This is a genomic window from Pseudomonas sp. A0308, from assembly GCF_044218815.1.
In the GTDB taxonomy this organism is placed as follows: domain Bacteria; phylum Pseudomonadota; class Gammaproteobacteria; order Pseudomonadales; family Pseudomonadaceae; genus Aquipseudomonas; species Aquipseudomonas iridis.
Genome location: NZ_CP162581.1, coordinates 4171940 through 4194018, shown reverse-complemented (window position 1 = coordinate 4194018; position 22079 = coordinate 4171940). Strand labels below are relative to the sequence as shown.

The window sequence follows — 22079 nt, the reverse complement described above, 5'->3', positions numbered from 1 at the left end:
GCACTTCACACTGGGAATCCAAAGCAAAACTCAGTATCCTGCGCCCCACATTTGCGCATCGCCCCGCTCCCGCGGCTCAGATGACGCCCGACGCGGCAGACCAACGTCTGACCAAGTCCCACAGCCGGACGCAGATCCGGGTGTACGTTTTGAAGGCTGGCAAGGCTTACCAAAAATAGGCCAAGCCAGTCCCCGAGAAGCCGGCCACAAGCCGGCTTTTTAATGCCTGCTGGAAAGTGTCCCTCAACGATTAGCGAGGTAGATCAACATTCCTTGCTGATCCAACGCTTCAGCCGATGGCAAATCAGACGGCAGCAGTTTGTTCTCGTGCATGAAATCAAGCTGCAGCACATTCCCCTTCAGCACTTGATGCACCTGTGTTGCCTGATTGGCTAAGCCAACCAAACTGGCGCTCGCTTGCTGGTCGTAGTTTCCGGGGACGAAACGTCGCAATGGATCACTCAAAATCGCTGTAAGGGTCTTCCCAAACTCAGCGTGATCAGCGGTGAGATTCTGAGCAACAGTAAGTGCAGCTTTTTGCTCCCCTAGTTCCGAAAGCGCCTGAATTCGCCCCTGTCCTGAGGCCAACCATGAGCGATAGCTCATCGATAGCTCAAAGGCACGTAGATACTCTTTGTTATCCGAAGTGAGCTTGCGAATCACGTCATGAAAGTAATTTTGCGCGACAGAACACTGAGTTTCAGCGGTAAATAACTTATCGTGAACCAGCTTCGGCGAAACGTAATGCTGCAAATCGGCCAGCGTACTCATCGCCGCCTTCACAGGTGCAAATTTGGCCATCCAATCTTTATCTTCAAGCCATTCCTGTTTCGCCTTCACATCGTTAACAGCATCACCAATCACAGACAGCTGCCGTTCAATGCCCTGAAGCTTCCGATAGATCATGGCAAAGCCGACAGCACTCACAACCAGGTTGGCGACTTGAAGTCCCATCAACACTTGGCCTTGCATCATCAACTTCGACAGCTGTCCATCAAGCACTTCTGATGGCGGCTCAGTACTGACGGAATCACCCTCTCTCAACCAGGCAACGACCTTTTTCGTGACCTTATCCCGGATCACACCGCCGACACGCTCAAGCTCACCAGACTGAAGTCCAGCCGCGAGCCACTCAGGCACTTTGAATACAACGCTCAAATCAATCATCGAAAGCGCCCTCAAATGCCGAGCTCATCTGAGCGCACATCATTTTTTGTCTGAGCATCGCAATATGCAGGACGCAAGGTACGGTTACGCGGAATGCGGGCCCCGCCAAATCAATTGCAGTCCATACACCAGTGAGAATCCAGCCAATAGGCCCCATCAGCACTGCTACCCCACGTCCAAGAACAACACTAGCTGCACCGCCGGCGGCGAACTTGATGCCATAACCCAAAAGCTGCTTCGCCATGGCACTGGCAATGATTGCCGACAATTGGTAAGTGACCACACCTGCTGCTTTGGCCCCTAACAAAGTCAGGAGAGATGCTCCGGACAACAAAGCCCCCAGATCGCCTTTACCGAGACCGGCCTCTTTAAGAATAGCCTCCATGTCCGCACGTTCTTGCCCCTCAGCTTTTTTCAATGCGTCGCGCAAAATCTTCTGAATCAGTTCTTCCTCGAGCTGAACCAGACTGAAGGAGTCGATTTCTTTTACGCCAAATTTGCTGGCTACATCCTTCACAACCTCATGGTAGTCCGGCCCCTCACTGCGAAAGAGGTTGACGAAACTATTGCCTCCGAACAAACGGATCTCATCGAGTATCAGACCGGGATAGCGTTGATGATTGGGGTTATGCACTTTGTAGAGTTCTTTCCCAGACAAGCTTTCCGTAGTACTGGCTTTAAGAATGTATTCGACCAGAGGTTTCAGATCCTCATTCGAAGCTTTTGCCATCACGTCTTTGGTTGAAATTGAAGTCATCGTGCAGCTCCTTTTAATCCTTTTAATCCATGTCTATAAATTCAGTGATGAGCCTTAAGCTACGCGGGCACCAGCCTCGATCTTTTGAAGCGCCGCAAACAACTCATCCACCTGTTTTGAGTCGAACAAGTCATCTGGCCCTTTAGGTGTAATATCGGTGAACGGCGATTTATAGAGCAGATTCGCATCCATCGCCCCATGTTCCGTGAGGTGCTGTATCACCAAATTGCTGAACTCGATCTGGCTGGCATTCAGTGCTCTTCCTGCCAAAAAACCCGACAACGCATCAGTTGCTGCGTCACGATCCAACCCAACCAAGGAGCGAATGAACAGACCCAAGCCTTTAGCTTGTTCACGCGCTCGACTGATCTCCCCAACACCCGCCCCACTTTCAACCAGCATCTGCTCAAGCGCTTCAAGATCCAGCGCAGTCAGCGGCTGATTACGTCGCAGCTTCTGCAGTGACAAATGATCCTGATGCGCCCGCAGGAACGCACGGGCCTTGTCACGAAAACGCTCAAAACTTGCCGGGTTCACCATCGAAGGCATAATCACTTCGTCGATTTGCCCTAACTCGTCTTCAAAATCGGTATAGACGCGAACACCCCGTCCCTTTTCCAGCAATTTGATCAAACTGCGTAGTTTGCGACGCGCCTGCTCCAGCATCGACACCGTTACGTCTTCCCACCATTCCTGACTCGCTACGGCCTCTACTATCAGCAAATGCTCAGCAATCGCCGGGATGTTGCTTTGGCCCAACAGTGCCTCAGCCAGCTCCCGAACCTTTTCGCTCAAGCTGGCGAAACCTGGCTCAGCATTGAGAACACATAGCTGCAGTCTGAGCAGCAAAAGGTCGAAACGCTTGGCCTCCTCATCCTCTTCCGCCAACTGGGTGGGTAGCCCGGACAGATGTTCAGCAAGCTCTTGCAGTTGGGTGTCACCGAGGTCTTTCCAGATACCGGCAGCGGAGAACCGCTCAACCCAGTAACGCTTTGGTCGAACCACAAAGTTATCCAGCGTCATGGCACTGACTCGCTCGTGTAACCCACGGGCAATGTCATCTCGAAGTTCGTCGTCGCTATAGATGACCGAATAGGTGCCACAAGACTCTCTGGCATCAACACTGTTTCGGCGTCGATCCAACGCCGCCAACATCTGCAAACGCGCTTTGAACAAACGCTGCCCCAGTGGCTCGCTCAAAGTGCCCTCAGTTGGCTCAGGGTTCTGGTTGAAATATTCCAGGTTCTGGCAGAAATCAAAGATGAAGAAGTCCTCTTTGTCCTGGTCTGGCCCGAAGAGGTCTTCGCACAAACGCGTTCCACGTCCCACCATTTGCCAAAACTTGGCTTTGGAGCGAACAATTTTGAAGAACACCAGATTGACCACTTCCGGCACATCGATGCCGGTGTCGAGCATGTCCACGGAAATGGCGATGTGCGGAGCTTTGTCCTTGATCGAGAAGTCATCGATCAACGTTTGTGCGTAATCGGTTTTGTAAGTCACCACCCGAGCGAAAGCACCCTTCTTGTCCGGATAGCTCGCGTCGAACCGCTCGGCGATGAACTCCGCATGTGCGTTGTTCTTGGCGAAAATAATCGTCTTGCCCAGCCGATCGCCGCCCGCCACTTTGTGGCCGCGCTCCATCAAGGTCTGCAGCACCTTGTCGACCGTGTCGGTATTGAACAACCAGCGGTTGACCGCATCAGCGCTGACCTCGTCCGGGACTACTTGCTCTTCCCCCCATTCGAGTTCATCCCACTGGTCTTTCTCTTCTTCAGAGAGTGCGTCGTAACTGATCCCTTCGCGCTGGAATTTCAGCGGCACCGAAACCCCACGCGGTTTGACCAGATAACCCTCGGCAATCGCATCATCCAAAGTGTAGGCATCGGTCGGTACGCCGCTTTCAAGGTTGAACAGGCTGTATGTGTTCCGATCGATTTCGTCTTTAGGCGTCGCCGTCAGGCCAACCAGCAACGCATCGAAGTAGGAAAAGATCGCGCCGTATTTTTGATATACCGAACGGTGCGCCTCATCGATGATGATCAGATCGAAATGACCGACACCAAAGCGCCGCTGCCCTTCCTGCTTCTCATCGATCAGACCCATCATCGTTGGGTAGGTCGAGACGTAGACGCGGCCCTCGGTGTTCTTCTCGGTCACCAGATTGACTGGCGCCGCATTAGGCAAAAACTTCTTGAACGCATTCGCAGCCTGATTGACCAAGGCCACGCGATCGGCCAGAAACAGAATGCGTTTGGCCCAATTACAGCGCATCAGCAAATCGCTCAAAGCGATGACTGTCCGGGTCTTGCCGGCCCCGGTCGCCATGACCACCAACGCTTTGCGCTGGTGATCCTGCTCGAAGGTTTCACCGATACGGCGAATGGCCCGTTGCTGGTAGTGCCGTTCGACAATGAGCGGATCAATCGTCGCCTCGCCCAATTTCTTGCGGCTGCTGCGACGTTGAATCAGCAACGCCAATTCGGCCTTCTTGTGGAAGCCCTGAATGAGGCGCGGCGGGTAAAGCAAGTCATCCCACAGCCAGTGTTCGTAGCCATTGGTGAAATAGATCAGCGGGCGCTGGCCGAACATCGCCTCCAGGCAATCGGCGTACAACTTGGCCTGCTGCTGGCCCTTGCGGGCATCGTGCTGCGTGCGCTTGGCTTCTATCAACGCCAGCGGTTTGCCGTCGTCGCCCCACAGCACGTAATCGACAAAACCTTGTTCTTTGCTATTTGGCATGCCCGCGACTTCAAACTCGCGATCACGGGCAGCATTCAGTGGCCAACCTGCCTCGTGCAGCAACTGATCGATAAACAGGTCACGGGTTTGTGCTTCGTTGTAATCGTGGTTATCCGGCTGACTGGCGTTGGCGGCTTTGGCAGCGGCCACATCAGCACGTAGCTGGACCAGTTCTTGATCCAGCGCGGCGTTTTTCTTCTGTGCTTGCGCCAGCGCGGCGTCTCGTTGAGCGAGTTCGCGTTCAAGCTTTTGCAGTTGCGCCTGAGTTTGCGTGGCGGCGATTTGCGGCGGCTTGGGCAACAACGCCGCGTCGAACTTTAGCGCGCCATCGGGTTTGCCCGCCGCGCTGCGTGCGTAATGCCGCCCCAACCAATAGGCCACATGAAACAGTTCGCTGAGCACTGCTTTGGCGTCTTGCTCGCGCACTTGCCGGGCGCTGTGCACGGCATCGTTACCCCGCTTGCGGATGACTTCCATTTTGGCGTGGAGCATCGGCCCGGTCAGGGTCTTGAACGTTGGCTCAAACAGGAACGCCGACAGGTCGCTTTTGTACGGCAGCTTCAGGCTGCGATCGGCCTGGAACAACCACGCCACCAACAACTCCAGCGTGCGCCGGGCGTAGAAGCAGGACGTGCGCGGATCCGCCAGCACATTGGCTTCAGCCTTCAACGCCTCGGCATGCAGCCCGGGCCATTCAGCGCGCAAGAAGGCAAAGTTACTCATATCAACGTCCTTGAAATATGGCGGCAACGTCCAGCCGATCGGTCAGGTAGGGAGTGAATCCGGTGAGTAGGATACAAAGTGCCAGCATATCGCGCATCTCTATATTGCCTTCCACGCTACCGGGCTTACCGCCATGGCGAATACCGGGATAGTCGCAGGTGAAACCATAGAGGCTTTTCAGCGCTTGGCGAACCTTGGCGTGGGGCCAGTGCGGGAGTTGGTCGCAGATGCTCGACAGTGCGTATTCATTGACCTGCGGATTATTGCGACCGAGGGCTTCCAGCAGATTGATCTGTTTCTGCAGGCAGGTTTTGATCCGCCCTTCACCGCCCCTGTCGTGCAGGTCGCGGAAGGCTTCGTCGAAATCCCTTTGCAGGGTATGCAGGTGCGGATGCTCGGCGTTGCTGTTGCGCAGGCCTTGAACCAGATTGGCGAACAGGCCGGGGACTGTCGGATACAACCGACAGGGGCGGCGTAGTTCATAGTTGAGGTTGTAGGTGTCGATGAAGTTGGCGAGGCGATTGAAATACGCATTGGCCAGTGCGTCGCCGGCCAGTTCGTCGAGCACTTCGTAGGCGGTTTGCAGGAAGCTGAGCAGGGATGATTCGTCGATCAGGTCATCGGCGCTGATCTGCCGGAAGGCTCGAACGCTCTGAGGTGGATCGTCGATGATCTCGGCCAGAGCGGCCATGGATGGGGGCGTTTTTAAGGCAGGCATCAACGCCCGGTACAACTCGCAGAATAGATCGGCCGGCGCCGATCCGTGCCGCGCCAAGGGGCTCCAGAGCTCGCGCCAGGTTCGGGACCAGACTGGGAGCAGGGAGCCGCGCATGGGTTAGAGTTCGCCTCGGAAGGCTCGGTGTTGGAGGGAGGTAAAGAGCACTTCAAGTTCAGCGAGGTGCTCTCTATTCTGAAGCCGTATCGCATCAATTATTTCTGTTCGATTTAAATACTGTTGCTGAATAGCTAACGGTGGAATTAATAAAGGAGCGCTGCGAACATCAGAAACGCTAATAGTATTTAAGCCCGAGGTAGTTTTACCCGCTCTAAACAAATGACGTCGCCCACGCGACGAATTCAAGTAGTCGCAAGCGAACCGCGGCAGAACTTTCTGCACATCAAACCGGGCACGAATTAAATGATTTTGGTGCGTACACCCATCTACTGTACCATCCCACAGAGCACAACGACCGACTTCCTCAGGATTACCATGCCCCTCAACAATTAAGACATCACCCGTTTCAAGCAAAGTTCTAGTTAACTCCGCATCTGTTACACGAATTTTCTTGACCTCACCAAGATCAAGAAACCCACGATAAACATTGGCAACACGAAGGTAAGGAGCCTCTTTAGAGTTGGATTTTCTGGCACTGGTAACCTGAAGCCCTCCCTGCACTTCAGAAACATCACCTACCACTACATCCATCCAAGAGTCTTTTTCTTCCGCCTCGCTAAAGACTTCCTCCATAAAACTCAAACACAGTAAATCTAACAACCTTAAACATAAGTAGCGCTTAGAAATCAAAGACCTTACTTTATCTAAAATTGAAGAAATACGCCTTTGCTCCACTATCGGAGGAACTAATATTTTTAATCCAGAAAAGAAGCTTGCGGGTACACGACGATGACCAGCGCTGCCCGTCATTTTAAGAGCACCATCAAGTCGTATACTTTTCTGGCGTAAGAAATGAAAAAGATATCTCGAATCCAGCCGCTCAGAATTTGGTCGTATTACATGAAACTCCGTGGAACCAAATCCATAGCTCCTGCTCAGCGTTGCCTGAGCAATTTTCCCATTTTCGAAGCATGGAGTAATTTTCGCAACCAACAGGTCTCCACTTTTAAATGCCGTGTATCCTCGACTTACCTCGGAGTAGAGCCGGTCTTCACCTTCCGAAGTTTCACCATCTACAGTAACCGCAGACATAGAAACAAAAGAAACCAACTCATCGCATTCAAAAATCCTAGACACTTTAGGATTTAACTCAGAAACTTGGCTAAGCAGTAATACCTCAGACACAAAATTCAATCTATTAACCCTCGCAACCCCTGCACACCCAACCTTATTTCCTCCTCTAACGCCTCCAAACTCAACAATATCTCTTTGGGTGATCGGTACTCTACTACATCATGCACTATTTCCTTATAGCGACTCAAACTCAGATCATAGCCTTGAGCAACTATTTCGGATTTTTCAACACAAAAACTCTGTGCAGTCCGAGGACGTCCAGTCTCTGTCCCTTTGCGAGCTTTCCAACGACTCAACACATCAGGAAGATTGTTGTTTACGTGATCCTCCTCGACGAGCGCCACAACAGGGACAACTCCTATCTTCTCCTCACACAACAGTGGAATGCGTTTATCATCCAAACTCATACCATCGGCTTGCAGATCATAAAACCAAACGCTGTCAGTGCCACCAGAATTAGTTTTAGTAAAGAGTAAAATTGAAGTAGCGACACCAGCATAGGGTCTAAACACACCACTTGGAAGTTTTACGACACCATCCAATTTATGATCTTCAATAATCATCCGACGCAACTCTTTATGCGCCTTACTGGACCCGAACATCACACCATCAGGAACAATCACAGCCGCACGACCACCCGGCTTAAGCAGACGCAAAAACAACGCCAAAAACAACAATTCGGTCTTCTTAGTTTTAACTATTTTCTGCAGGTCTTTCGCCGTGCTTTCGTAATCCAAACTTCCGGCAAACGGCGGGTTAGCAAGAATCAGACTGTAATGCTCAGCTTCCCCTGCCGTATTTTCCGCCAGAGAATCGCGATAGCGAATATCCGGATTTTCCACCCCGTGCAACATCATGTTCATGCTGCCAATCCGCAACATGGTGTTGTCGAAATCAAAACCGTGGAACATGCCATGGTGAAAGTGCTCACGCTGTGCAGCATCCAGCAACAGGCTAGGATTCTTCTCACGCAGATATTCACCCGCGGCGACCAAAAAACCGCAAGTACCACTGGCCGGATCACAGATCACGTCGTTCGGCTGCGGCGCCGTCAGTTCAACCATCAACTGAATGATGTGTCGTGGCGTGCGGAACTGACCGTTCTGCCCGGCGCTGGCGATTTTGCCGAGCATGTATTCGTAGACGTCGCCCTTGGTGTCGCGATCATCCATCGGGATGTCGTCGAGCAAATCCACCACTTTCGCCAGCAGCCCCGGCGTCGGAATAGTGAAGCGCGCATCGCGCATGTGATGACTGTAGGTGGAGTCATCGCTGCCGATGGTTTTCAGGAACGGGAACACGTGATCGGCAATGACTTCAAACATGTCCGCCGGGGCCAGGTTCTTGAAGTGCGACCAACGGTAATCGTTGTAATTGCAGCCCCGCGCGTCGAGGCCTTCAGGGAAGATGCGGCGCTCCATCGGCTGTTTCAGACGATTGGACTTGTTCTCTTCCAGGGTGTGCAACTCATCCAGACGACGCAGGAACAACAAATAGGTCAGCTGCTCCATAACCTCCATCGGGTTGGAGATACCGCCCGACCAGAAAGCGGCCCAGATAACGTCGATTTTGCTTTTGAGTTCGCCGGTAATCACCGTGTGTTGCTCCATAGCTCACGCGCCCGATCAGCAGGCGCAAAAAAGTGAGGGATGATAGCGCCTAGGCAAAGCTTGCGTATGCCAGACGGAGGAATTTATTGCGCAGGGATGTTCTGTAGGACAAAACCCTTTTCGGTCAGCCATTCAATGTGTGAGTGTGCTGGGACACAGCGGCTTACGTTTTCACGGCAACAGCGCTGACTCGCGGAGGCATCCTCAGCGAGCGTTAATTTATACTCGCCCGTCGGTCAGTTCAAAAACACCCATCAGCACAGGGATGCGCCCATGTCTGTTCCAACCTACGATCAGTTCATCGAGCCGATCCTGCGGTTTCTTGCCACAAAACCCGACGGTGCAATTGCTCGGGACGCCCACGAGGCGGCAGCCAAAATGCTGCAATTAACAGAAGCGCAGCGTGAGGATCTGATCGCGAGTGGTCAGGCCACTTACAAAAACCGATCAGGCTGGGCGCACGATCGTCTCAAGCGTGCCGGTCTTTCCAGTAGTGCCAAACGCGGTTATTGGAAGTTGACCGATGCAGGCGTGCAGTATGCCAAGGAGCATGCATTTCCACTGTCCGCCAAGGATGTGGAGCATTTGGCAATCGGCTACATGAATGTGAAGCTGAAAGTCGCGCCTGATGCCGAGCCACTGGATGACCAACCAAATGTGGAGCCAGATCTAGCCTCTGCCACCGAAAGCCCCGATGACCGACTGGAGCGAGCGCTAAAGGAACTGCGCGATGCGACGGCGGCCGACCTTTTGGATAACTTGCTGCAAGTCAGCCCCAACCGTTTCGAAGTGATTGTGCTGGATGTGCTTCATCGACTGGGTTACGGCGCCAGTCGCAATGATCTGCAACGTGTCGGCGGTTCCGGTGATGCCGGCATCGACGGCATTATCTCGCTCGATAAATTGGGGCTGGAGAAGGTTTACGTTCAGGCCAAGCGCTGGCAGAACACGGTTGGCCGCCCTGAACTGCAGGCGTTCTATGGGGCGCTCGCAGGGCAAAAAGCCAAGCGTGGCGTGTTCATTACCACCTCTGGCTTTACAGCGCACGCTGTCGACTTCGCCAAATCGGTGGACGGCATTGTGTTGGTAGACGGCATGCGGCTGGTGCATCTGATGATGGATCATGAGGTGGGCGTGACATCGCGTTTGTTGCGGTTGCCGACGCTTGATCGCGATTATTTTGACGAAGAGTGAGTTCAGGCGTGTTGCTGTATGACCCTGCTAACCAATTTCCATATTGGGCTTGTGGTCAAAAGTGATAGCAAACTAGAATCACGGCGATTGTTGTACCAACCCCCACGGATCGAGGGTTACATCAGCGCGGGGCAAGGCCGGGACTGAATTCAGTTTAGGTTGATGTGTAGGTCAAGGAGACCACTATGTCGGACGCAAACATCAGGGAAAAATACTTCGTTTACCACCTCACCTCCGTTGAGAATTTGGATGGGATCTTTCAGGAAGGCCTAAAGCCTCGCGCCAGTCTGGAAAATTTCACCGACGTCGCAGACAGTGAAATCCTCAGGAAGCGCAAAGCGCTCAATCTTGATCGCTATGTTCCGTTCCACTGGTTTGCTGCGAATCCTTTTGATGGACGTGTACAGCTCAGCCGGCCCAAAGAAAAGTTCGTCCTCATCTCCGTCTTTCGATCATTTGCCAAACAAAACGACTGGAAAATTATTCCCCGTCACCCACTCGCTGATGATGCGATCCAACTGCTCGATTACAACGCAGGTTTTGAAGCAATTAATTGGGAGCTGATGAGTACTCGGGACTATCAGAACCCAGAATGCAAAAGCGTTTGCATGGCCGAATGCCTATCTCCCGAAATGGTAAACCCCAAAAACTTTTCCAGGATTTATGCACCCAACGATGAAGTCAGCTCGCTTTGTGAGGCTAAAATGCGCGTGGCAAAGCTTGCGACTCCCATCAGCGTGAATCCCGGAATGTTCTTATAAATGAACTACACCAGCCTGAATCCAGAGAAAGCTCTGATTTGGCGTATCGTGCACCGCGATAACCTGCCCTGGATTCTGGACAACGGTCTGCATTGCGCAAACTCGGAAGCACAGGCACCTCAGTACGTGAATATCGGTAACGTCGACTTGATCGATAAGCGCCGTTCCCGTCAGGTGCCTATCGCACCGGAAGGCGTTTTGGCCGATTACGTGCCCTTCTACTTCACGCCCTTCTCAGTGATGATGCAGAACATTCACTCTGGCTGGAGTGTTCAGCAACGCAGCAATGACGAGATCGTGATTCTGGTCTCAAGCCTCTATCGCGTTGAAGAGCTCGGCCTACCGTTTGTCTTTACAAACGCACATGCTTACCCGAGTTGGACAAACTACTACAGCGATCTGGCGAATCTCGACCAGATCGATTGGTCTATCCTTCAACGGCGCGACTTCAAGCGCGATCCTGATGATCCTCGCAAAATGGAGCGTTATCAGGCTGAGGCGCTGATCCACCATCACCTACCGATTACGGGGCTACTGGGCATCATGTGCCACACCGATGCAATGAAAGTACGTATAGAAGCAGACGTTGCCGCCAGAGGCCTGACGTTGCCGGTTCATGCGCGCCCCAAATGGTATTTCCAATGATCAGATTCACCCAAGGCAACCTGCTGGAAGCCAAAACCGAAGCCCTCGTCAACACGGTGAATACCGTGGGCGTGATGGGCAAGGGCATCGCATTGATGTTTAAAGAACGCTTTGCGCAAAATTACCGTCTCTATGCAGCAGCGTGTAAGGCGAAGGAAGTAGAAACCGGCAAGATGCATGTGACGGCCACCAATGAACTCGATGGCCCTCGCTGGATCGTGAACTTCCCAACCAAACGCCATTGGCGTTCTCCGTCGCAAATGGCGTGGATAACGGAAGGCTTGCATGATCTGCGTCGGTTTTTGCTTGAGAACGACGTGAAATCTGTCGCCGTCCCGCCTCTGGGTGCTGGTAACGGCGGTTTGAAGTGGCCTGAAGTCCGTGAGCAGATTGTCGAAGTGTTGGGGGACCTGGACGCCGATGTGTTGGTATTCGAGCCCTCGAACCAGTATCTGAACGTAGCCAAACGTTCGGGCGTAGAAAAACTCACGCCAGCCCGCGCGCTTATCGCCGAACTGGTTCGTCGCTATTGGGTTTTAGGTATGGAGTGCAGTCTGCTGGAGATACAGAAGTTGGCTTGGTTTCTCGAGCGTGCTATCGAGCAGTTGCCGGATACCGAGAATCCTCTGAATCTGAAGTTTGTCGCGCACAAATATGGGCCGTACGCCAACCGGCTGGAACATCTGCTCGACAACCTCGATGGCAGTTATCTGCACTGTGACAAACGCATCAGTGACGCCGGCATTAGCGATGTGATCTGGTTTGATCAAGAGCGCAAAGCCTTTTTGCAGACGTATCTGAAGACTGAGGCCAAGGAATACTCCCAGGCTTTAGAACGCACTGCCGAGTTGATTGACGGTTTTGAATCGCCATTCGGTATGGAGTTGTTGGCGACAGTCGATTGGCTGCTAAGCCAGGAAGGCGTGTCTGCGACCGTTCCTGCAGTGCGTGAGGCGTTGAAGCATTGGGACGGTGGCGCTGGTGCTGCTGCTCGCAAGAGCAAACTGTTCGATGATCAGGCTCTTGATATTGCGCTAAAGCGTCTGACCTCCAGCAGTTTCCGACCTGAATTGGCGGCCTGAGTGATGACAGGATAATTGGGCAGCAACTTGCTGCCCAATTTATCGCTCACGGATAACTAAACGCCTTAACCAACGTCAACTCCCCCGCCGTCCGCATCGGGATCAAAAAAGTCTCCATCTTCTCGCTCGGCGTGCCTTCTTCGGTAATCACCGTCACCTGCGCCGTCGTCAGCGCCTGCACGGCTTCATCCCCACCTTCGTCATCTGCGCGATACCCGCCGCCGTAGTAATTCACATACACCAGATACTGCCCCTTGATCGGCGCCGGCATGGCGAAGATTTCCGGGCCGTAGCCGGTGGTGACGTCGACGTCGAGGGCGCCGCCGTTGGGGGCGGTGCGATTGCCGTACCAGATGTGGCCGCCGTCGGGGGTGACGAGATGCAGGTCGAGGTCGGTGCCGTCGCTGTCCCACGCGAGCAGGACGCGCAGTTTGGCTGGGGTGGCGCCGCCGCTGGTGTTGAGGAACTGGGTGCGGTGGCGTTGTTTGCCGTCAGGGCTGCGGACTTCGACGCTGTTGCTGCCGTTGGGGAAGGAGAATGGGCGGTCGAAGCGGCCGGCGTCGTCGATTTTCAGCGGCATGCTGACGCCGTTGACGATGAGGCGGCCGGGCTCTGTGCTCTTCGGTGTGGCTTTGATTTCGCCGCTGATGCGTGCGGTGTTGGCTTGGCCGATCGGGGTGTTCACCGAGGAGGCTGGGTAGTTGACGGTCTGGCGGAAGCTTTCGCCCTCGCCTTGCGGCGCGCCGCTGCGCCAGCCGCCGACCGGGGTGTCGAGTTTGACGCTGTCGGCGGCAATGGCCGGCGACAGCGCGGTCAACGTGCAGAGCAGCAGCAAGACCTGTGGATAACGGAGTGTCATGGTCTATTCCAGCAAGAGGTGACGGGCGAGCCCTTCAATGTAGGTTTCATCCTGGCCGTTGGGATGTGCTTCAAAAGCCAGGTGCAGATATTCGTGGGTGAGGTCGAGGCGATCCTGCAGGGTGAGTACGCCGCGCACATAGATTCGTTGGCGCTCGCGGTCGACGAAGGGTCTGCCAAAAGCCAGTTTGCACACGGCGAACGTGCTGACTTCGTTGTAGCCGGTTTCGCTTTCCAGCTTCGGGCGCCAGCCGCGTCGTTGCTTTTGCAGCCAGTCTTGGGCGGCGGGCAGTGCTTCGCAGGAGGCGACCGGGTTGTCCCAACGGCTGAGGCTGGCGCGCGGATAGGCGTGGAGCAGAATCGCGTCGTAGCGCTGACCAGCATTGGCCTGCTCGACGGCTTGTTGCCAAGCGAGTTTGTCCGGGCCGGGTTGGTCTGAGTGATAGGTGACAATACTGCCGGCCAGCACCACATCCGCGGTCCATGCGGCGATACTGCGAGACTCCGCCGAGGCCGGGCGCGGGGCGACGCGTTGGCGGGTGCTGCTGTCATCGATGCTCAGGCAATCGCCGCTACGCGCAGCGTTTTGCAGCAGGTAGGTGCGGATCGCCACGGCCAGCGCTTTGGCGGCTTCGGCGGGTTCGGGTTTGGCTTCGCGATCCAGCACCCGGGCGACGTATTCTTCGCGATCAAGCCTGGCGACGAGTTTGTTGTTGAGCAGAAACAGTTCGCCGTCACTATGGATATCCAGCGCATTGCCGTTAGCGAATTCGACGCGGTAATCGCCCTGCAACGGTCCGGAAGTCACCGCCCGATCGCCAGCCAAAACACGTAACACCGGATAGCGCGAGAACAGACCGACTTCGACACAACGGCCCGTCTCTGCTGGCCAGACCGTTGGCAACACCGCCGCCAATGCCTGACCGTAATTTCGTAGAACCATTTGACTGGTGCCACGCCCTCCCGCCCAAACCGGCGAGCCATCCACCGTCCAACCGGCAAATCCGCCCTGTCGCGATTGTGGGTCCTGATCGCCAAGCCAGCTCCAGGTTTTCACCCGCAAGCGCCCGCCTAATTCACCAACGACGTTGCCATCTGCCGCAGTCAGAACGACATCAAGCAACACGCGGCGCATCTGGTCTTGAGCTGGCAGCGAAGACAACACCTTCAACAAATCAGCCACAGAAACTCGCGTGGCTGGTTGCACCAATGGCAGATCCAGCAACCACGACGGTGCCTGCCGCGTCTGCCAATACGCCCGCCAATCGGAAGAAGAAATCCCCAACCGCGCAGGCTCAAAATACAACCCACACGACTTCACCAACGCCTGATCACGTTCAATCTTGCCGCCAGCGCTGCAGCAATAAACTTCTTCCTTCGACTGTCCGCGACATTCATAAGCGGGCTCGCGAGCGCCGGTATCCACCAGCCACACATAAACAAACAGCTTCCACAGACTGCCCAGCGGCGCATCCAGCGAAGGCGGCAACGGCTCGCGAGCGATCAGTTGCGTCTGGCTCAACGACAACAATTCACCCTTGTAGGCCACGCGCAAAGACTCATCCTGCGCCGTTGCCAGCGCGGGAATCACACACAACATCAGCCACAGCAGCGGCCGCTTCATGTCAGTTGACCGTGACCTGACCGAGGGCGGCTTTCGCTTCCTGAGCCTGATGTTGCGGCGCGTAGACCTGGGTGAAACGCACCGGCGGTAAATTGAACTGGCCCTTCTGCGAGAAACGCACCAGATGGCGCAGGCGCAATTCGCCGCTCAGCGCATCCACCGGCACGGCATAAGCCAACTGCCCCGGCTCGAAACGCGCTTTCTCCAGCGCGGTCGGCTCAGTGCCGTCCTTGCCCTGCAACTTGATGCCCCACGTTGTGCGCTCGACATCGGCGCCCGGTGGCAACGGCACTTCGAGCATGCCGTAGCGCAGCGGTTTCGGTGCCTTGCTGGTGAGGATCACTTCGTCCAGGTACAGACTGTCGCTGGACAACGGCTTAGTGCCGACCGGCTCCAGTTTGAAGGTGAACGCTTCATCGCCCGGCACCAGTCGCGACAGACGCCGGGTGATGGTCACGGCCATTGGATCGATGGCTGGCTGTTGAGTCTGGAAACTTAGCGCCGCGCGCAGCGGACGCTCCTGACTACCAGAAACCGTCAACACGCTCGGCACCGGCGTCGCACCCTGCCACGTCCAGAACATCTCGCCACTGGCACCGTAGCTTTTCTTCCACCCCTCACCCGGCGTCAGCGCAATGGTCGGCGAAGCCTGGGCGATGCTGCGTTGCAGCCAGGTCAGCGCCAGTGCGCGCTCGAGCGTCGATTGCTGCGGCAACAAGCGTTGCAGCAAGGCTTGCGCGCGAGCCTGATCGAACGGTTGTAGCGACAGATTCAGCGCTTCGACAAACGGCTGCGAACTGACCGACAGACGCTGTTGCGCAGCGCCCACCTGACGATTGAATGCGTCAGGCAACGCGACTTTCGCCTGTGTGGCCAGCGATGCGGTCAACACTCGCGCCGCCGCCAGACCGAGCGCCGAATCCGGATCGCTCATCACCAGGCTGTCTACGCCATCGTCGATCAGGGTTTCGGCATTGCCTTCACCCGCCTTCGCCAGATCCTCCATCAACCCCGTCAGCAGCGTGTTCACTGGCAAATGCATCTGCTTGGCGAACGACAGAATCAACGCCCGTTGCAGCAACGGCGTGTTCGGCGCCTGTTTGGCGTAAACCTCCAACACGCGCTGCCAATGCTCCGGCGGCAGCGTCAGATCCAGTACCTGGCTGGCATTCCAGTCGGCGAAGTAGGCGTAAGCGGTGAGGAACGCATCCGGCTCACCGTCGTAGCCCCACCAGGTGAAGCTCGCCGACGGCCCGGCCATTTGCACCAACCGCAGACGGCTGTTCTGCATGATCAGACGCAAGCGATCGCGGATCTGTGGGCTCGATGCCAGCGAAGGATAGGCAATGCTCAGCGGCAACAAGCGACTGGCGGTCTGCTCGACCCCGCCGTACGGGTAGCTGAGGAGATCATCCAGCGCCGAACGGAACAGCGCTTGCGGGCTGTCATCCAGCCGTAGGCGAATATCGGTGGCGTCCGCCGGCAGGCTCAGTGGTGTATCGCCGCTGACCACGTCGAGGCTTTGCGTCTGCGTCACTTGCCAGCCGTCACCGGTTGCGCTCAAGCGCACGGCCAGAGAATCAGCGGTTTTGCCGTCCTGCACCAACTCCGCCGTCCACTCGCCGGAAGCCAATGCGAACGCCGGCAGCGGCAGGTAGTTGATGCCGTTGTTCAGGGTCACCGGCAGGCGTTGTTCGGTGCCGGCGTAGTGGGTGACCAGCTCAGCCTTGACCGGTTTCTCGGCTTGGCTGAACGCGAAAATACCGAGTTGCGGCTGATCACCCTTACGGAATTTGCTCGGCCCGCTCCACTTCAGGTACAGCGGTTTTTCCGAGCGGACAAACTGCTTCTTCTGACCGACCTGACCGTCATCGGCGATGGCGCGAGCGGTGATGCGCCAGCGGGTCAGCGAGTCGGGCATCTTGAAGGTGAAGCGGGTTTTGCCGTCGGCACCGGTCAGCAATTCCGGTTGCCACGCAGCGGTATCGACGTCTTCACGACGCGGCCGCTCCAGCACTTTTACGCCACGTTCACTGCGGTTGGCTTTGCCCGGCGCACCGGGACTGCCCGGCAGCGCGACGTCGTAACTGATGAACGACAGGCTGGCGCTGGTGCGCACGTTGTTGCGCCGTGGATGGTAGAAGAACTGGTCGATGGTCGGCGCGACTTCCGGCTGCAACGCGTAAACCATTTCGTCGACAACACTCACCGTCAGATGCGCCGGAACTGCTTTACCGGCGAACTGCGTAGTCAGGTCGACGGTCACCGTGTCACCCGGCAGATACACCTGTTTGTCGGTGCTGATCGCCACGTCGATTTGCGGCGCGATCACTTTGATCCCGGCATTCTGGAAACTGTACTGACCGCCCTTGGTGTACAGCACGGAGAAGGTCAGGTTCGGCGCGAAGTTATCCTTCACCGGAATGCGTGCGCGGTATTGGGTGTCGCTGAGTTTTTCCAATTTCAACCAGTCGCCGCCCTTGGCCAGCAGCGCGGTGGCTTCGACCTTGTCGCGCTCCAGCGACAGCAGTGCATCATTGACCGGCTCAGGGAAGGTGATCAGTGCCAACGCTTCGTCGCCGGCCTTGTACTCAGGTTTGTCGAGGACGATTTCAACGGTGCCCGGCACAGCTTTGACGCCGTCACCGGTGACCGCATGAGCGGTGGCGCCGAGGACGCGACCGTGTTGATCCTTGAGCGTCAGGTTGTAAGTGCCCGGACGTTCGAAGGCCAGACTGAAGCCTTTGTCAGTCGCCGCGAGTTTGCCTTCGCCGGTGCTCTGGTCTTCCAGGCGCACCCAGCCGTAAGTGCTCGGCGTGACCGCTTTGCTCTGCTCGGTGCCGCCCTCGTTGGCGTAGCTGAACGCGACCTTGTCGCCGACTGCACTGAAACGCTGAGGCGCACTCAAGCGGAAACCCGCGGCGCCACGGTCAATGAGGATTTCCTTGGTGGTCTTGACCCGATACGCCGCGCCATCGCTGGCGAACACGGTGAGCATGTAGCGGCTCGGTTTGTCGGCGGCCGGCAGGTCGAGGGTGGCGTTGCCTTTGCTGTCGGTGGTCAGTTCGGTGCTGGTCAGCTCCACCGGGAATTGCCCGAGGTATTGCAGTTCGTTGTCGACCATCGACAGTTGCTGCGCGCGCAGGCTCAGGGTCAGTTTGGCGTTCGCCACTGGTTTGCCGTCCGGGTACAACAGCACCAGACTGCCCTTGACCGGCTCGCCGGTGCGGTAATCCTGCTTGGCCAGATTCAGCGAAATCTCGAAGTGTGGCTTGATGTACTCAGCCACACGGAAGGCGCTGCTGTAAGCCTGATCCTTATAGTTGAAGCGAATCTCGTACCCGCCCGCCACCGCGTTATCCGGCAACTGGAAACGACCCTGAGTGCCGGCCTTCGAATCGAGTTTCAGATCAAGGCGTTGCAGCTCGGTGCCAGTGGCGTCGAGCACGCTGACATTGACGTCTGCGGCACCCGGCAACACCGAATCCCGCGCATTCTTGAACTCGCGACCGACGATTTTCAGCGACACCCAATCACCTGGGCGATACAGCGGTCGGTCGGTGAAGGCATAGAGTTTGGTGTCGTAGATTTCGCTGTCGTAGTAGAAGTTTTCCGAAACGAATACACCGCCCTCCTCGTCCTCGCCGATGACGAAAGAACGCTCGGGGCTGACGTGTTTCAGGCGCAGCAAACCATCGGCATCAGTGGCGCCACTGCTCATCACGCCGAGGCCGTCGGTCCACAGCACATTGACCTTCGGCACCGAACTGCCTTCGTGTTTGCGAGCGGCCCAGACCAGCAATTCATCACCGGCAATCTTGCTCACTGCCACGGTGTTGGAAACGAAGACCATGGTGGTCGCGCGGTACTTACCAATCAGCGCTTCGACCAGATAAAGACCCGGTTTCAACTGACCCAGCGGGATGTAAACGTTACCCGGCGCGACGCTGACAAAGTCGCTGGAAGACCCGGCCAGATTGACTCCGGCCGGTGGCTGAATCGGCTTGGCCTGCCACAGCGGATAACGGAACTGGCTGACCACCGGCAAGCCCGGAATCAGCGCGAATTGCGGCTGCGCGTCATACGGTGTCGGCGCGACGATGGCGTTGCCCATCTTCAGTTCCGGCACTTCCTCGGTGACCTGTTTGCGCGATTCATAGGAGAACGCACGCTGCATCACCCGCCGGGATTTGCGGTACCAGTTGTCCCACAGATACGCGAGGGTGTTGGACAAGCCTTCGCCCTTGAACTGGCCGTCGCTGACCACGCGGTGCAGGTTTTTCTGGCGCTTGAGGAAGTCCAGCGGCTTGTCGATGCGATACACGCGAATATCGGCGCCGCCGTAAGGCTCCATGCGGAAACGCCGATAGTCGCGGCCCGGCGCTTCGAGGCGAACCATGGCCTGCTCGTCGGCAGCGAAACTGCTGTCAGCCAGCAGGAAAAAACTTTCGCCGGACACCGGTGTGTAGCCGCTCGGTTCGACGGTGTCTTCGGCGTTCACTGCCGAAAATGGCAGGACTAATGTCAACAGCAGAGGCAGTAAACGCAACATGCGGGCACCGGTCATTGGGAGAGAAAGTTCAGTCGATAGACGCCGATGAAGTTGGGGTTGGCTGCGTCGGGTATCCATCGGGTGTCCTTCCATGTCATGAGTTGCTGCAGGCTTGCCGAACGCATGCCGTTGTCAGTCGGGGTGGTGGTGCCGGTGTGATAGGCGATGTAGCGGCCCATCCAGATCATCAGGTGCTGGTCGTCGCCCTGATCGAAAAACATCAGGTCACCGGGACGCGCCTGCGACACGTCGCGGCTGACCAGATGACTGTTGAACTGAATCAGTTTGATTGCGTTGACGTACGGCCCGATCTTGCCGCCGCCCTGCTGCCATTGCTGGGCGAGCTTGCGCTGATCGTCGCTCAGCGACAGTTCCGGCGGCAGGTAACGATTGGACAGGCCATTGCTGCGCAGCCATTTATCGTCGTGGACTTTCAGCGCTTCGTTGGCAGCGAAGCGCACCAGCCCGGCGCAATCCTGTTGATACCAGCGCGGGCTCGGGCCCTGGCTCAGTTGCTCCTGGGCGATGCGCACGAACCAGGCGCGAAACACCTGGGATTGTGCAGGATCGAGCGCAGGCGTTTCGATGGCACGGGCGCCGGCGCTGAGTAACAGCGCGAGTAAGCCGAGGCTGCGGATCAGTGCCGTCACAGCGCTTTCCACTCCAGCGGCAGCCACTGCCAGTGACCATCCGGCTCGCTGCCTTCAGGCAAGGTCAGGGCATATTTGCCGTAGCCGCCGAGAGTGCGAAGTTTTGGGATCAGATAGGTTTGCGCGGCGTTGTAGAACACCGGTTCCATGTCTTGCGGCAGGCTGTCGAGGGTTTCCTGCTGCATCAGCTGCGCCATCGAATCCGGGCCGAAATAGATCGGCATCAGCACGTCTTTGGGCAGCACATCGGCCATCGGCGGGAAGCGTTTGTCGAGGGTACCGAGGGCTTTGTCGACCAGTTTGTCGTCGAGGGAAAACAGCAGCGTCGAGCCGTGACGGGCGAGGCTGACCTTCATGAAAGCCTTGCCGCTGATTGCATCCGGATTCTCTGCGTCCCTGGCCGCGTATGGACCGAAGCTGGAGCTGACTTGACGCTGCCAGACGTGGCTCTGGCCTTCCTGTTTCTCCACTACAGGGAATACTTTTTCTTCGACGTTGGACTCGAAGGCGCCGACCATCGACCCGAACAGTTTGCCGAGATCGCCGTCGAGCTTGCTGCTGTCCTCGTCCTTCAGACTGGCCACCAGCAATGGCGTGTACAAACGCGAATCGGCGTACCAGCACAAGCCCGCGGCGCCCGCCACGTGTTCGGTGAGCGTCTGTGCAACGGCGTCTTCGGCGCCGAGTTTTACCAGCAACGGCTTTTGCGGTTCGGCAGCTACCGGCAACGTTACGCAGGCACTGGCGCCCAGTGGCATGGCTTGCCAGACCGGTTTGAAATCGAAATCCGGCTGGTTTTCCAGCTCGTCCATGGCGAGGTAGCTGTGCCAGCCCTTGTCGTCCATGTCGAAACGCAGGCCGGCGAAGTTCGGAATGAAGCGCTGGTAGCCCATGGCGAGGACGCTGGAATTTACCGAGAGTCGCTGTCTGGTTTCCGGGGTTTTAGCAGGCAGGCCAAAGGCTTCGGGGAACAGCTTTTCGCCGTTGAGCAATGCCGCCAACGCTTGCGGCGAGACGTGGCCGGATTCCTCGGACACGCCGCTTTCAGGGTCGTAGTACTTGGCCGGATTCGACAGCACCACCAGTTTGTCGCCGCGCGAAGCGAACAGCAGCGATTTGCTGGCGTTGTAGCTCAACTGGTACAGCGGCACCTCGTCACTGCCAACCTTGAGATTGCCGAAAACGCTGAGCTGGGTGTCATCCAGCGCGACTTTCGCCAGCGGCTCTAGCAGCTTGGCCAAACCACCGCGATCCATCACCAGCAGAAAGTCCTTCAAGCGACCATCGGCACCGCGCCACAGCGCGACATCAGCTGGCTGATCGAAAAGCTGTTCGATCAAGCTGTCCTGCAACTTCAGATCATGCTCGTAAATGATTCGGCGCAGACTACCGATCAAGCCGAGGCGATCGGCGTGGGCTTCGTAATAGAAGACGAAATCTTCGGTGAGCGTGGCCTTGAGGAACGGCACCGTCAGCAGGTCTTTGGGCAACTGGCTCAGCGAGCGGGTTTCCAGCAATGCATCCGGGCGGCTCAGGCCAAGCTTGTCACCGGCAAGCTCCACCGGCGGCGCCTTGGGTTTGAGCAGCAGCCAGCCAAAACCGCCTGCTACGCCAGCCACCAGGCACAGCCCGGCCAACAGCAACGGCCAGCGTCGGGAAGGTTTGCCAGCAGGTGTTTCGACAGCCGGGGTAACAGTGTTATCGCTCATCTTCACGCTCATTCCCAACGCTCACGATTTCATCCA

General features: G+C 56.5%; 16 protein-coding genes. 5 read left to right on the top strand and 11 right to left on the bottom strand.

Annotated elements, in window-relative coordinates:
- Positions 1-243: 243 nt before the first annotated feature.
- From AB4P92_RS19365 to AB4P92_RS19340, 6 genes are all read right to left on the bottom strand, one after another.
- Positions 244-1167 (bottom strand): hypothetical protein, encoded by a 924-nt coding sequence (locus AB4P92_RS19365; RefSeq protein ID WP_395598021.1) that lies wholly within the window; start codon positions 1165-1167, stop codon positions 244-246.
- A complete protein-coding gene (locus AB4P92_RS19360) occupies positions 1160-1924 on the bottom strand; it encodes a YaaW family protein (protein WP_395598020.1) in 765 nt (254 codons plus the stop codon). The genes AB4P92_RS19365 and AB4P92_RS19360 overlap by 8 nt, the downstream gene beginning before the upstream one ends.
- 54 nt (positions 1925-1978) lie before the next feature.
- On the bottom strand, positions 1979-5389 hold the full coding sequence (locus AB4P92_RS19355) for a DEAD/DEAH box helicase family protein (protein WP_395598019.1): 3411 nt from the start codon (positions 5387-5389) through the stop codon (positions 1979-1981).
- Position 5390: 1 nt separating this feature from the next.
- A complete protein-coding gene (locus tag AB4P92_RS19350; protein WP_395598018.1) occupies positions 5391-6080 on the bottom strand; it encodes a hypothetical protein in 690 nt (229 codons plus the stop codon).
- Between the two features lie 144 nt (positions 6081-6224).
- On the bottom strand, positions 6225-7409 hold the full coding sequence (locus tag AB4P92_RS19345; RefSeq protein WP_395598017.1) for a restriction endonuclease subunit S: 1185 nt from the start codon (positions 7407-7409) through the stop codon (positions 6225-6227).
- Positions 7410-7414: 5 nt separating this feature from the next.
- On the bottom strand, positions 7415-8953 hold the full coding sequence (locus AB4P92_RS19340; RefSeq protein ID WP_395598016.1) for an N-6 DNA methylase: 1539 nt from the start codon (positions 8951-8953) through the stop codon (positions 7415-7417).
- Positions 8954-9241: 288 nt separating this feature from the next.
- Between AB4P92_RS19340 and AB4P92_RS19335 the strand changes: the two genes are divergently transcribed.
- From AB4P92_RS19335 to AB4P92_RS19320, 4 genes are all read left to right on the top strand, one after another.
- Positions 9242-10162: a restriction endonuclease gene (locus AB4P92_RS19335; RefSeq protein WP_042561281.1), complete on the top strand. Its 921-nt coding sequence runs from the start codon at positions 9242-9244 to the stop codon at positions 10160-10162.
- A 185-nt stretch (positions 10163-10347) separates the two neighbouring features.
- On the top strand, positions 10348-10923 hold the full coding sequence (locus AB4P92_RS19330; RefSeq protein ID WP_200613261.1) for a DarT ssDNA thymidine ADP-ribosyltransferase family protein: 576 nt from the start codon (positions 10348-10350) through the stop codon (positions 10921-10923).
- Positions 10924-11568: a DUF4433 domain-containing protein gene (locus tag AB4P92_RS19325; protein WP_200613264.1), complete on the top strand. Its 645-nt coding sequence runs from the start codon at positions 10924-10926 to the stop codon at positions 11566-11568.
- Positions 11565-12650 carry a macro domain-containing protein gene (locus tag AB4P92_RS19320; RefSeq protein ID WP_200613267.1) on the top strand — a complete coding sequence of 362 codons (1086 nt, stop codon included), beginning with the start codon at positions 11565-11567 and terminating at the stop codon, positions 12648-12650. The genes AB4P92_RS19325 and AB4P92_RS19320 overlap by 4 nt, the downstream gene beginning before the upstream one ends.
- 46 nt (positions 12651-12696) lie before the next feature.
- On the opposite strand, the gene AB4P92_RS19315 is transcribed toward AB4P92_RS19320, so the two are convergent.
- Together AB4P92_RS19315 and AB4P92_RS19310 are read right to left on the bottom strand one after the other, a co-directional pair.
- Positions 12697-13509 (bottom strand): YfaP family protein, encoded by an 813-nt coding sequence (locus tag AB4P92_RS19315; RefSeq protein ID WP_047303651.1) that lies wholly within the window; start codon positions 13507-13509, stop codon positions 12697-12699.
- Between the two features lie 3 nt (positions 13510-13512).
- A complete protein-coding gene (locus AB4P92_RS19310) occupies positions 13513-14934 on the bottom strand; it encodes a DUF2300 domain-containing protein (protein ID WP_390896392.1) in 1422 nt (473 codons plus the stop codon).
- On the opposite strand from AB4P92_RS19310, the gene AB4P92_RS19305 reads away from it, so the two are divergent.
- Positions 14836-15141 (top strand): hypothetical protein, encoded by a 306-nt coding sequence (locus AB4P92_RS19305; RefSeq protein WP_395599680.1) that lies wholly within the window; start codon positions 14836-14838, stop codon positions 15139-15141. The two genes, AB4P92_RS19310 and AB4P92_RS19305, sit on opposite strands and share 99 nt — an antisense overlap.
- Here AB4P92_RS19305 and AB4P92_RS19300 read toward each other — a convergent pair.
- Genes AB4P92_RS19300 through AB4P92_RS19290 form a run of 3 tightly spaced genes read right to left on the bottom strand, consistent with a single transcriptional unit; the run spans position 15134 to position 22043 of the window.
- A complete protein-coding gene (locus AB4P92_RS19300; RefSeq protein ID WP_395598015.1) occupies positions 15134-19699 on the bottom strand; it encodes an alpha-2-macroglobulin family protein in 4566 nt (1521 codons plus the stop codon). The two genes, AB4P92_RS19305 and AB4P92_RS19300, sit on opposite strands and share 8 nt — an antisense overlap.
- Positions 19696-20334 (bottom strand): DUF1175 domain-containing protein, encoded by a 639-nt coding sequence (locus AB4P92_RS19295; RefSeq protein WP_042561286.1) that lies wholly within the window; start codon positions 20332-20334, stop codon positions 19696-19698. The genes AB4P92_RS19300 and AB4P92_RS19295 overlap by 4 nt, the downstream gene beginning before the upstream one ends.
- On the bottom strand, positions 20331-22043 hold the full coding sequence (locus AB4P92_RS19290; RefSeq protein ID WP_395598014.1) for a DUF2138 domain-containing protein: 1713 nt from the start codon (positions 22041-22043) through the stop codon (positions 20331-20333). Before AB4P92_RS19290 ends, AB4P92_RS19295 begins: the two co-directional genes overlap by 4 nt.
- Positions 22044-22079: the final 36 nt, after the last annotated feature.

Coding starts and splice junctions, on each gene's coding strand:
- AB4P92_RS19365 (WP_395598021.1), bottom strand. CDS start 1,167: ATGATTGATTTGAGCGTTGTATTCAAAGTGCCTGAGTGGCTCGCGGCT.
- AB4P92_RS19360 (WP_395598020.1), bottom strand. CDS start 1,924: ATGACTTCAATTTCAACCAAAGACGTGATGGCAAAAGCTTCGAATGAG.
- AB4P92_RS19355 (WP_395598019.1), bottom strand. CDS start 5,389: ATGAGTAACTTTGCCTTCTTGCGCGCTGAATGGCCCGGGCTGCATGCC.
- AB4P92_RS19350 (WP_395598018.1), bottom strand. CDS start 6,080: ATGGCCGCTCTGGCCGAGATCATCGACGATCCACCTCAGAGCGTTCGA.
- AB4P92_RS19335 (WP_042561281.1), top strand. CDS start 9,242: ATGTCTGTTCCAACCTACGATCAGTTCATCGAGCCGATCCTGCGGTTT.
- AB4P92_RS19330 (WP_200613261.1), top strand. CDS start 10,348: ATGTCGGACGCAAACATCAGGGAAAAATACTTCGTTTACCACCTCACC.
- AB4P92_RS19325 (WP_200613264.1), top strand. CDS start 10,924: ATGAACTACACCAGCCTGAATCCAGAGAAAGCTCTGATTTGGCGTATC.
- AB4P92_RS19320 (WP_200613267.1), top strand. CDS start 11,565: ATGATCAGATTCACCCAAGGCAACCTGCTGGAAGCCAAAACCGAAGCC.
- AB4P92_RS19315 (WP_047303651.1), bottom strand. CDS start 13,509: ATGACACTCCGTTATCCACAGGTCTTGCTGCTGCTCTGCACGTTGACC.
- AB4P92_RS19300 (WP_395598015.1), bottom strand. CDS start 19,699: ATGACCGGTGCCCGCATGTTGCGTTTACTGCCTCTGCTGTTGACATTA.
- AB4P92_RS19290 (WP_395598014.1), bottom strand. CDS start 22,043: ATGAGCGATAACACTGTTACCCCGGCTGTCGAAACACCTGCTGGCAAA.